This is a genomic window from Lachnoanaerobaculum saburreum DSM 3986 (assembly GCF_000185385.1).
GTDB lineage: Bacteria > Bacillota > Clostridia > Lachnospirales > Lachnospiraceae > Lachnoanaerobaculum > Lachnoanaerobaculum saburreum.
Genome location: NZ_GL622296.1, coordinates 821078 through 832578 on the forward strand (window position 1 = coordinate 821078; position 11501 = coordinate 832578).

The 11501-nt window shown below is 33.0% G+C and carries 9 protein-coding genes and 1 pseudogene; all 10 read left to right on the forward strand.

Annotated elements, in window-relative coordinates; genetic code table 11:
• Position 1: 1 nt before the first annotated feature.
• Positions 2–313 (forward strand): hypothetical protein, encoded by a 312-nt coding sequence (locus HMPREF0381_RS03950; RefSeq protein WP_008750588.1) that lies wholly within the window; start codon positions 2–4, stop codon positions 311–313.
• Between the two features lie 22 nt (positions 314–335).
• Entirely contained in the window at positions 336–2453 is a 2118-nt protein-coding gene (locus HMPREF0381_RS03955) for a YhgE/Pip domain-containing protein (RefSeq protein WP_242824388.1), read from the forward strand.
• A gap of 18 nt (positions 2454–2471) precedes the next feature.
• Positions 2472–2861: a hypothetical protein gene (locus HMPREF0381_RS03960; RefSeq protein WP_008750590.1), complete on the forward strand. Its 390-nt coding sequence runs from the start codon at positions 2472–2474 to the stop codon at positions 2859–2861.
• The gene (locus HMPREF0381_RS03965) at positions 2851–3075 is read left to right on the forward strand and encodes a hypothetical protein (RefSeq protein WP_008750591.1); all 225 of its coding nucleotides are present in this window, start codon (positions 2851–2853) and stop codon (positions 3073–3075) included. Before HMPREF0381_RS03960 ends, HMPREF0381_RS03965 begins: the two co-directional genes overlap by 11 nt.
• Position 3076: 1 nt before the next feature.
• Positions 3077–4108: a type VII secretion protein EssB/YukC gene (locus HMPREF0381_RS03970; protein WP_008750592.1), complete on the forward strand. Its 1032-nt coding sequence runs from the start codon at positions 3077–3079 to the stop codon at positions 4106–4108.
• A 32-nt stretch (positions 4109–4140) separates the two neighbouring features.
• Complete coding sequence (gene essC / locus HMPREF0381_RS03975) at positions 4141–8409, forward strand: type VII secretion protein EssC (protein WP_008750593.1); 4269 nt, start codon at positions 4141–4143, stop codon at positions 8407–8409.
• Between the two features lie 21 nt (positions 8410–8430).
• A complete protein-coding gene (locus HMPREF0381_RS03980; RefSeq protein WP_008750594.1) occupies positions 8431–8703 on the forward strand; it encodes a hypothetical protein in 273 nt (90 codons plus the stop codon).
• 15 nt (positions 8704–8718) lie between these two features.
• Positions 8719–10584 (forward strand): T7SS effector LXG polymorphic toxin, encoded by a 1866-nt coding sequence (locus HMPREF0381_RS03985; RefSeq protein ID WP_008750595.1) that lies wholly within the window; start codon positions 8719–8721, stop codon positions 10582–10584.
• On the forward strand, positions 10581–11045 hold the full coding sequence (locus HMPREF0381_RS03990) for a hypothetical protein (protein ID WP_008750596.1): 465 nt from the start codon (positions 10581–10583) through the stop codon (positions 11043–11045). Before HMPREF0381_RS03985 ends, HMPREF0381_RS03990 begins: the two co-directional genes overlap by 4 nt.
• Before the next feature lie 144 nt (positions 11046–11189).
• Positions 11190–11501: pseudogene (locus HMPREF0381_RS14975) on the forward strand (hypothetical protein); the annotation flags it as partial.

Genomic DNA, 11501 nt, shown 5'->3' on the forward strand with positions numbered 1-11501 from the left:
TATGGACAACAAAGAAACAGACCTCTATCTAAAAAACGAATTGATATATGATACTGTAACAAAATATGTTGAGAATCTTAAAAAGGTAGAAAAACAAGTAAAGTATATAGCTACAAAAATGAAATCTACAAGTATAAGTGAATGGGGAGGATCGGGAAGAACAAGTTTTGAAGAATCACTTAACAAATGGTTGGTTCAGGCGGGTGATGTAGAAAAAGAGATAGATGCACATAGAAATATAATAGATGAATTACTGAAAAATTCGGCAAATTTATTTACTAATGAAAAGAGTATCACTGAAGATATGGAGTAGAATGATGGTTTTTAGGAGGGCATTGAGCAAGATTTTGAATTCGGCAAAGCTGTTGGTAGCGGCTTTAAGTATATGTATGCTATGCGGCGGTATAATTCTTGGATCTGTTGTGAATATAGATACTCCACAAAACAGTATTACAAATAATTACCATCATATAAGTGAAACAGGTAAGGCATATAAGGTGGTATCTACAAAAGATATAGCGGTTGTAAACTTAGATGAGGGAGTAAAAATAAAAGGGAAAAAGGCATACTATGGAGGGAAAATAGTTACTCTTCCAAATGAACATTTTCATATGACCGGACTTGATGAGGCAAGAGCCGGATTAAATTCCGGTGAATATGGTGCATATATTGTGATACCTGCCACATTTTCAAAGGCGGTGGAGAGTATAAACAATGAACCCCAAAAAGCCACTATAAAATATACTGTGAACGGGGATAATAATGATGCATCACTTGCAAGTGTTGTAAATGATATAAACTCATTTGCATCTGTTGTCAGTGAGAATATAACATTTATCTATGTAAGTGCAATATTAGATGAGTATCACAAAGCACAGGACAATACAAAGGTGATACTAAAAAACGACGGTATAGATCTTGACAATATAAACAGTATATCGCCTGAGAGTTTGCTGGGCAGATATGAGAATGTTAAAGAAAATAATATAGATTATAAGCCGTCGGACATGGATATGGATAAGTATAATGTAGAAAATGAAAATATAGTGGATTCATTTTCAAGAGAACTTAGGGATGTTAAGGATGAAAATGAAAAGAACTTTGAAAATATAAAGAGAGAAGGGGATGAAGTAAGAACAGGTACAAATAAGTTTGGGAGATTTTTTGAAGGACTGACACCACTAAGAGATACTTCAGGAAATGGTGTATATTCACAAGGATTTGAAAATATTGAAAAACTTTTAAGCGGTCATAATGACGGATTAAACTCATCTTTTAATATTTTTGATGAGATATTTAAGAAACAGAATGAACAGACAAAGAATGTCATACAGGAAGAGGCAAATATACATCTGGCTTCAGAGTCAAACGCATTACAAAATCGTATTAACCTGGAGATAGGCAGTACTATAGAAAATAGCTACAGGAGAATATTTGAAGAAGAGTATCAAAGTATACAAAGAAGCGGTATGGAGCGTATGAGGCATTATATAGAGGATGTGATAAGGCATGAAGTGGTCATGAATACTGAGGAAAGAGATTATCTGCTTACAAAACTGGCTACCGCTTCAGATGCAATTATACGTGAAGATATAAATACAGCCACAATGTCCAATGCGGTAGATAGAATGATTAGTAATATCGTGCCGAGATTTAATGTAGCAATGAATCCTTTTGTAGGTTCGGACACATACTTGACAGGTTTGAATGCAACAGCCGATACCGACTTTAATACAATAAAAACAACATTGAAATTTCCGATAGACGAACTGAATGAAGTCTTTAGGAATGATATAGAGGATGTGATAGATAATTCAGTATCAAATCTGTCGGCAGAGGTAAATGATAAGATTGTAGAATTTAATGAGACACAGCGAAGGTATATGGATTTGCTTGACGATTACAATCCGTATGAACATCTAAATGACAGCTATATGTCAAGGGCTGCAAATGAGTTGGAAAGAAGTGCAAATCTTGCATTTTCAGAGTTTAGGGATAAACAGACGGATGATGAGAAACAGGTTTATGACATTATGCGGGTAAGTGATGAAAATATCAGACTGTATGATGACAGTATAAACAAGGCCTATGATACTACTATGAAGAATGTAGTAGATGTGGTAAATGCACTTAGAAGTAAAAAGGAAGACACAAAGTCGGAGAACAGTGAGCTTATGAGGGATTTTTCAGATAAGCTTTCATATACAAGACTTGGAAGTATAGGAAACAAGGATGCATATAACTTCATATCAAGCCCTGTAGAGATAGCACCGAATGATGACAGCAATATAGAAGTACAAAGTGACTATATGTATAATCTGCCGTCTAAAAAGAAAAGCATATTAGATAATAAATACACAAAGGGAGCTATATCTGTCGGAACTGTAAGCTTTATTGTATTGTTGGCATTGGTAATAAATATATTGTTTAAAAGAGAAGAAAAAGAAGATTAGGCCTAAAAGAGGTAATTTATGCAATTAGATTTGGATACGGATGTTCTTAAGGTAAGGGATCAAAGTAACAAAGAGGCACTGACAGATCAGTATCCGGGTATCAATATTTTGACCAAAGAAAGCAGGGAAAAGCTTGAAAAACTGGAAATTGATAAGAATAGAAGATATGACGAGCTTATAAATAATTTGACATTCAGTGTTAATAATGAACAGTTACCTAAGGAGCTTGTAAGATTAAAGATGAGTGAGCTTAATATTTTTACTTCAAAGGCAGACTATTACAATTTGACATATAAAAATGAAAAAACTATAAGTCCGATATTTTCTATAATATTTTTAATATTTATGGGAAGTGTCGGACTTCTTTTTGCATTGAATCGTGGGAAGAGGAGAAAATATGCACATTGATTTTACTCTACAAATAGATGAGAAAAAAATAGATTTAAGTATAAACAGCAAGCAGTGTATAGGCGAAGTTGCAAAAGATATCCTTAGGATAAGAAAAGATGTGTTACCGGATTATTATCTTTCATGTATGCAAAAAAGGACGGTAAGTGCGTATAAAACATTGGAAGAAGAGAATATAAAAAATGGGGACAGATTAGTAGCGATAAGGAGATGACATGATTGAAATAAAAGTAAAAAATGTTGATTTAAATATTGAAAAAGAGATTAGATTTCTTTTGGCAAATGAGAATAAACATTTGTTGGACTGTGAAATAGAAGAGACAGATGATGAGTGTATTTTTAAGTTTGATGATGAAGGACTATATCGATTTGAATCTTTAGACACACTTAGTAAAGAAGAGAAGTACAGGCTGCTTGTGAATATAGCGGATATAGATGAATTGAGCGATGAGTATACTTTTAGCCTTGCACCTTCAAATATAGTATATGATATAAATCTTATACCTAAGATACTTGTTAGAGATAAAAGAATGGGAGAATCTGATTTCTATATTCAGTATAAAGCACTTGTATCAAGTGTACTCTACAATAAATATACTTTTGAGCAGTATATCGGTGGGAGTGCAAAGGTTCCTGAAAAAAGTTTTATAAAAAACATAGATGGTACAAAGAGTTTGAAAGAAGAACTGCTAAAAAGATATTTAAAAGAGAGAGATATAAATATTAATACCAAGGTGCTTGTAAAGAAGTCTCAATATAAGAAACTAAAATTTTCAATACCGGTTACAGCCTTTATAGCCGTCGGAATACTTATATATGGTATTTTTGTACAGTTTGTCAGATTGCCATATAAGGAAAAACTTATAACTGCTTATGGGAATTATATCAGTTCAGACTATATAAAGGTTGAAGATACTCTAAAAAGTATAAAAACAGATAAACTTCCAAAGGAAGTAAAGTATATATTGGCAAGATCATATATATTTACAGAGGGTTTGACTACTGAACAAAGAGATAATTTACTTGAGTATACCGATATTAATATAGATACAAATATATTTGATTTTTGGATAGCACTTGGAAGATGTGAATTTGATATAGCAGAGGATATTGCAAAGAAGATAGGTAACAATGAATTTTTGTTATTCACATATATCAAGCATAGTGCATATTTAAAAGCTGATGTAACAATAACAGGAGAAGAAAAAGAGAGTGCTATAAGTGATTTGGATAAAAAGATAAAATAATTGAGTGAATCAATGGGGGTAAATAAGCAGGAATGAATACATTGATCCTTTATAATGATAAAAGATGCATTGAAATTTCATATGATAAAGATAATATTGATAAAAATAAAGCGATAGAACTTGCATCTAATTATGGAATGTCGGATGGGAATATAGAATTTTGTTTGCTGAATACAGAAGCTAAAACCGATTATAAGTATACTCAAAAAATATTAAAGATAGGTACAGATAAATTTTGTGATATTGTACTTAAAAGTGATAAAAAGATATTGGCTGTTATTTGTAGCGGCACTTTAAGAGTTATATATGGGAGTGTGTATATTAACGGAGCGATATATGAAAATGGAGTATATAAGCTTTTTGAGGGTAACAGTATATTTATACCGGGAGTAAAGATTGACTATTGTAAGGCTCAATTATCTATAAGCGGTAATGTACTAAATTCAAGTTTGAATCGATCATTAAATATAAATTCTTATGATAAACTTGAAAGTGAATACAGGAGGTCGCCAAGGATATATATAGATATGCAGACGGAGACGGTAGAGATAAAGAGACCTCCAAATAAACCTGCTAAAGATAGGAATGCTATATTAAAAAGGCTTGCGGCACCGGCTCTTACATTGGCTATTACAGTAGGAATAGGCATACTGTTAAAAAGAGGCATATTTATACTTATGTCTGCCGGGATGATGGTTGCTACAATAATTGTATCTATAGTTACCGGTATACAAAGCGTTAAGGAAAGAAAAGCTTTGGAGAAAGAGAGAACTGATAATTATAATAAGTACCTGTTAAATAAGAGAGGAAGTTTATACAGACTTAGAAAAAAACAGATAGAGTCGCTAAAATTTAATTATCCGGATATGAAGACTATAGAGTTGCTTTGTGATAATTACTCCGACAGAATTTATGAAAGAGATTCTAATGATGTAGATTTCCTTAATATATCAGTAGGTACTTCCGATATGAAGCCCTTGTTTCAAATAAAATATGAAGAAAATATGGAAAATTCAGGGGAGGAATTATATGAAGAAATGCTGAAACTGGGCAAAGAGTTTTCTGTAATAGAAAATCTTCCTTATGTTACAGACCTTAAAAAGACACATCTTGGACTGGTGGGAGAGAGGAAGTATGTATATGAGTTGCAAAAGGCAATAATAAGTCAACTTTGCTTTTTTCACAGTTATCATGACTTGGAAATTGTACTTATAACAAATGATGATGGAAATAAAGTATTTTCAAATTTATTTTGGTATCCGCATTTTAGACTACATGGTGTAAATGTAAGTACACTTATTGCTACAGGCAACCATGCAGAGCTTGTATTGGCAACTCTAACCACTATTTTAAAAGAGCGAAAAATAAAATTGGAGGAGGAGAGAAAGGAGATTAGATTTTTACCACATTTTGTATTTATATTGGATGAGCCGATATTTGTAGTAAATCACAGTATAATGGAATATTTACAGATGAGTGGTGAAAGACTCGGATTTTCTTTGATATACAGTGCGGCAAAGCAGGAAAGTTTGCCTGATTATATAAAGACTGTTATCAAGGTGGATGGAAATGAGTATGCCAAGATAGTGCTGAACCAAGGTTTTCTTATGAATAAAGATATAAAGCTGTATGATATGAAAAATATAGATATGGAAAATCAAGCCAGAAAACTGTCCGGATTAAAGCATGTCAAAGGAGTATTCAGTCAAATACCTGAGAATATCAGTTTTTTTGAAATGTTTAATATTAAGAGATTGGATGAGTTGAATATAAGAAAAAGGTGGGAAGAAGCCTGTATTTATAAGTCTATGGCAACTCAGGTGGGAGTAAGAGCAAAGGATGATATAGTATTTTTAAACTTGCATGAAAAGGCACATGGACCACATGGACTTGTAGCAGGTACTACAGGCTCCGGAAAATCTGAAATATTGCAAACATTGATATTATCACTGTCTGTAAATTTCTCACCTGAAGATATCGGTTTTTTACTTATAGATTATAAAGGTGGAGGAATGGCAAATCTGTTCAGAGATTTACCGCATCTTCTGGGAACAATTACAAATCTTGACGGTAGTGAAAGCATGCGAGCTTTGGCCTCTATTAAAAGTGAACTTGGCAGAAGACAGAGAATATTTAATGAATCGGGAGTAAATAATATAAATGAATATACAAAACTGTATAAATTCGGAAAGGTAATCACTCCGTTGCCACATCTTCTGATTATTTCAGATGAGTTTGCAGAGTTAAAGCATGAACAGCCTGAATTTATGGCAGAGCTTGTTTCTACTTCCAGAATAGGCAGAAGTTTGGGTGTACATCTTATATTGGCTACTCAAAAGCCTTCAGGTATTGTAGATGATCAGATTTGGAGCAACTCAAAGTTTAAGCTGGCACTGAAGGTTCAGGATGTGGCAGACAGTAAAGAAGTCATAAAAACTCCTGATGCCGCGCAGATAACCAATCCGGGTCGTGCATACCTACAAGTCGGTAATAATGAAGTCTATGAGCTTTTCCAGTCTGCGTTCAGCGGTGCATATTTTGATGAAGAGACGGAAGGGGAAGGATTTGACAGAAGAGTTTACAGAATAAATAATCTTGGGCAAAGAGAACTTATAAGTGAAGATAAGAATACCGTAGAGAACAAGGCAAATACCACACAACTTGCAGCAGTGGTTGAATATATAAAAGAGGTTTATAATGAAGGTAATTATGTGCCTGTAGAAAAAACGTGGTTACCGTCATTACCTGAAGTTATAGTAAATAAGCATATAGATAAAGAAGTATTGAAGACTGTGGATGATAAGCTTGATATTATGGCGGAAACAGGTATTGTGGATATACCGCAAAACCAAAGTCAGATAGAATTTATCCATGATTTTTTGACAGACGGAAATATCATTATATTCGGTTCACAGGGTGTCGGAAAGTCTGTTTTTCTTACCAATATAGCAATGACATTGGCATTTAAAAACAGAACGGAGAGTCTGCACTATTATATCTTGGACTTTGGAAATTCAAGTCTTATACAATTAAAAGAGTTGCCACAGACGGCAGATTATATAAGTTTTGAAGATGAGGAAAAGCTGACAAAGCTTGTAAGGATTCTTGAAGAAGAAATAAAGCTTAGAAAAAGGCTTTTTGCAAAGATGAATGCAATAAGTTTTTCAAATTATAATGAAAAAGCCAAAGAAAAATTGCCGGCAATAATTATCTTTATCGACAATTATGATGTGGTAAAGGAACTTGGTATAGATCTTGAGGGATTCATCAACAAACTTAGCAGAGACGGTGCCGGAATCGGAATATATATGGCTGTATCTGCTACCAGACAGGGAGCAATAAGATATTCAATTTTAAATAATTTTAAAAATAAGATTGCAGGCTATTTGTTTGATAAGACTGATATTCTCGGAATAGTGGGAAGAAGCAAATATCAGTTGCCTGAGATAAAGGGAAGGGCACTTATAAAGCTTGATGAGGTAAATATAATGCAGTGTTACACTCCTGTAGAGCTTGAAAATTATACCGAGAATATAGAAGCGCTTATAAAAGAGCTGAACATAGCAAATCTTGGTAAAAAGCCTGAAGGCATAAAGATAATGCCGGAGATTGTAACTGTTGATATGGTATTGTCAGACAGAATAGACAGACCGGGTATAGGACTTGATACAGATGAAATAGAGGTACAATATCTGGAATTATGTGGCAATATCCACATGGTAGTAGGTAAGGAAGGTACGGGAAAGACCAATGTACTTAAATTGATTTTGGAACAGCTAAAAGAAGCCGAGGTATACATTTGTGACAGCGTCGGAAGTGAACTTGGCAGAGAGTATAAGGACATGGCCAAGCTTTACTTCAATAATGAAGCTGATTCAGGTGCATTTTATAAGCTTCTTGAGGATGAGGTAAATCGAAGAGTAAGTGAGTATGAAAGAGTAAAAAATGATAAGAGTTTGAGAGAGTTTTGTATGGAACTTACACAGGTAGTGATAGTGATAGACGATATAGAAAGATTTATCAACCTGTGTAAAGACATAAGGGCTGACTTGGAAAAACTTATTCCAAAGTTATTAGACTACGGTATTTCCATAGTTGAAGCTGTGACTCCAAATGAACTTCGTGGCTTTGACGAGCTTACAAAGAAGTTGAAGGATATCAATTCGGGTGTAGTACTTGGAATACCTGATGAACAGTCATTTATTCGTATGCCGGTAATAAGAAATTATAAGTTTGTACCGGGAACCGGATTTGTATTCAAAGGTGGAGATATTAAAAAGGTAAGAATACCTTTAATTTAAACTTTGTGGAAGGAGAAATATATGAATGGAACAATATCAAATAATGCAGCGGTAGCAGATAATATGAGGTGTAATATTGAAAAAAATACTGTCGGCTTTTCGCATGAGAGAGTGGATACAGGGCTTGATTGTACAAATGCAGATGTGCAGTCAGATTGTATGGAGTGCTTAGAATTTTCATCTGACTTTACAGAGGAATGTAAGCCGTACATAGCTAATCTTACAGAATGTATAAAAGGAATAAGTGAGTCAATGCAAGAAAAAGATAAGGGATTTTTTGGATTTTTAAAATAATGCGAGGTAAGAAATATGGGTATACGTATAAATAGAAACAATATACTGGAAGAGACAAGATCAATTAGAGAAAGTATTGAAAAAACTAAGCATCAAGTTTCACTTATCTTTGAAAGTATAAATAAGTTTAATGATACTAAGGATGTGTTGACAGGTAAGGCTTGGGATGCTTGCAGAGAATACTCGGATAGTGTGCTGTTACCGGTTCTCAGAATGTATATAGAGTGTTTGGATTTAGAGTATGATGCAAATGGGAAATATAGTGAAGCAGCCAGGAGACTGCCGGGATATGAAAAGCTTGATGAGGATATAATAATCGCAGCAAAGGAAAAGTTTGAAAGATTACTTGATAGAGAATATAATAGGGAATTTCCAAGAAATTCGATTATAAATTTTTATGAGAAGAAGATAGCAAGATGTGAAAAACTTTTAGATATTATATGTGAGTTTTGTGATGAGACTTCGGGAATATTTAATGAAGTAAAGTCAAGGCAGGACTATTTGAGCAGATTGAATTACTACCTAAAGATGATAAATGTGGATAAAACCACAGGAGAAATGCTGCTGCCACCGGGTAGTGTAAATATACAGTATGCAAAGGATGAAATAGACAGATACTATAGAGGTATAAAGAGTAAGGAGCTTATAGAAAGGGAAAAAGAACTTGAAGAGATATATAAGTTAAAAGGTGCAATGGCTGTAATTCAAAATATCCTTACGAAACCTGTAGAGGGACGTTTGAATACGGATATTGAAGCAACAGAATATGCCATGATAGCAAGGCTTATGGTAGAAAGTAGAGATGATGAATATGTAGAACTAATAAATACAGCTATTTACTATTGCTATGATTATGAGAAAACTATGAGTAATAATCAAGGGTATTTCAATACTGTTAATGATATTTATAAAAAGAATGATAAAGTGGATAAGATACTTAGCGGGCTAATAGAGCATGGGAAACATATTAGTGCTATAGCTAAAGTAGCAAAAAAAGCAGATTGTAATTTGGCAGAAGACAGGAAACATTTTATGCAATTATTTGAAGTATTTAATACATTGTTATCATATAAAGGAAGCATTGTATCATCTAAACTTTTTGCAAGACAGGGAGATAACGGTGTAACAAAAGAGAGGGGTGAATATAAAATAAAAGCTAGTAGAAATGAAGAAAATGATATAGTGATAAATTTTGTTGAGTATGGAGCAAATGTGGATAATGGGGCTTTTGTACCATTTGAAGCACATAAAGATATAAGTATTACAATAAAGTTACCACAGCAAGGAGCAGGTGCAGCAGAGGAACTGAGAAAAACAGCACAAAGATATATTTACGAGAGTCTAAATTGTGATGTGCCCATGGGTACACAGTTTGTTGGAAACTTAGTAGATTATGAAGTGACAATGTTATTAAGTAATTTTGCACCAGAAGTAGGTGATGCATTTACAACAGTTAAATTTGTGGTTGGTGAGATAAAAGTGTTAAGGGATAGTGATAACAAAGTCTTTGCTAAGGCAGAAGAAATTAGTGGGGTAGGACCTACGATGGATTACTTTAATCTATTTTATGTGCAGGTAAAAACAGATAAAGTGAGTGAAAATATTGATAATAGTTATATTATTTTTCCGGCATATATTGGAGATACTTTTACAGGGGATACTACACAAGAACTTATAGATGAATTTAACAGTAAGTTTGCTAAAGGAGGTATGTATGAGAATTATGCAGAAAAAATAGGTTATAATGATGAAAAACCATTGACAGAAGAAGATCTTATTGAGAATTTTGATAAAATCAGTATTATGATAGGAAGATGGGAAAAGGTTGCAATAGGAGATGGTAAAAACCCTAGAAGTGCGGTAGAGAGGAAAAGACAATGAAGAAAAAATACAAGTTATATATAATTATAGCTATGTGTGTGATTATGTGTGGCTATTTATTAAACAAAATAGCATTTTTTAAGGATAAGGAGTTTGAGAGAGCGGTTAGGAATACAAAGTATACATATAGAATGTCATTTATAGATAAGAGAGATAAGCCGATAATCGGGATTATTTGGAAAAAAGATTTAGAGAAATTAGAAGACGTGTCAATAGATTTTAGGGAATACAGAGTAAAAGATGTGAGCGATCTGAAAAAGTTTAAAAATTTAAAGCAATTGATGTTATGTTATTCGAGCAAATATGATGGTGATACTAGTATATACGAGGATGATCATGTACTTGATAATATATATAAGATAAAAAACTTTAAGAAGTTAGAATGGATATGTATAGGGAATTTAAAAGCAAATGAAGATATTAAAGCAATGTTTCCAAATGCTAAGGTCTTTATTGATTAGAAAGTGTATAATTATAGTTATTTTTATTATCATTATAATAAAAGTATTATTATGTTTTATATTAGTAGTATTACTGAAAAAGAGGTGTGTGGTTGCAGACACAGAGGATGAAGATATTGATGATGCAACAAGGAGGCTTGATGAATGATAAAAAAGAGAAGAATACAAATAATCGTAATTATATTTGTAATAACTTGTATATACATTATGAACCATATAGCTTTTTTCAAAGATAGGGAGTTTGAAAGAGCAGTTAGAGAGTCTTTGAACTCATCTCATATGGTAACATTATACAAAAGAGATAAGGCATTGTATGGGATTGTATGGAAGAAAGACCTTGAAAAGGTGGATTTTGTATCAATAAATTTTAGAGAATATAGAGTGAAAAACATTGAAGATATAAAGTATTTTAAGAATACAAAAACTGTATGGTTTAGTTATGCAAGTGCATATAAA